The 1,060-nt window shown below is 63.7% G+C and carries 1 protein-coding gene; it reads left to right on the plus strand.

The window, feature by feature from the left end:
* A partial coding sequence (locus tag PQU94_RS17980) for a UxaA family hydrolase (protein WP_272742808.1) occupies positions 1–858 on the plus strand: 858 nt, incomplete at its 5' end.
* Positions 859–1,060: the final 202 nt, after the last annotated feature.

The raw sequence follows: 1,060 nt of genomic DNA on the forward strand, positions 1-1,060 counted from the left end.
CAGAAGGGCCTTGAGGCCGTGGCCCGGCTTCAGGCCGTAGCCGCGCAGACCCCGGTGGTCGAGATGGCGGTGTCGGAGCTGGTCATCGGCACCATCTGCGGCGGCTCGGACGGCACGTCAGGCATCACCGCCAATCCGGCGGTCGGGCGCGCCTTCGACTGGTTCGGGGCGCAAGGGGCGGCCTGCGTGTTCGAAGAAACCGGCGAACTTGTCGGCTGCGAAACCATCATGGCCAGCCGCGCCGTCACGCCGGAACTGGGGGCCGAACTCGAAGCCTGCGTTCAGAAGGCCGAGGCCTATTACACCGTCATGGGCTTTGGGTCGTTCGCACCAGGCAATGCCGAAGGCGGCCTGACCACGCAGGAAGAAAAGTCGATGGGGGCCTATTCCAAGTCGGGATCGGCGCCCATCTGCGGCATACTGAAACCCGGTGATCTGCCGCCGACGGGCGGTCTCTACCTGCTCGATGTGGTGCCGGATGGTGAGCCGCGTTTCGGCTTCCCCAACATCTCGGACAATGCGGAAATCGTCGAACTGATCGCCTGTGGCGCGCACGTGACCCTGTTCACCACGGGCCGCGGCTCTGTGGTGGGCTCGGCCATTTCGCCCGTGATCAAGGTCTGCGCCAATCCGGACACCTATCGCAAGCTGAGCGAGGATATGGATATCGACGCCGGCAAGATCATGGAAGGTCGCGCCACGCTGGATGAGGTCGGGCAGGAGATTATCGACAGCGTGCTGGCCGTCGCCTGTGGCGCACCGACAAAATCCGAAGCGCTCGGCCATCAGGAGTTCATCCTGACCTATAAGGCCTTCGACCCGCTGGGCCCGGCCTGCCTGCCGCTGCGCCGGGCGTAACCTAATTATACCTCCCCAGTTTACTGGGGAGGGGGACCGCACGAAGCGAAGCTGAGATGCGGTGGTGGGGGTTTTGGATGCGCCAGACCGTCACCGTCAGAGTCTTTGCCCCTCACCCCAACCCTCTCCCCATAAAACGGGGGAGGGGAATGATTTCAAGAGACCGCACCATGTCACGACTTTCCGGAAAAACCGCCCTGAT

This window comes from Asticcacaulis currens (assembly GCF_028550395.1).
Classification (GTDB): Bacteria; Pseudomonadota; Alphaproteobacteria; order Caulobacterales; family Caulobacteraceae; genus Asticcacaulis; species Asticcacaulis currens.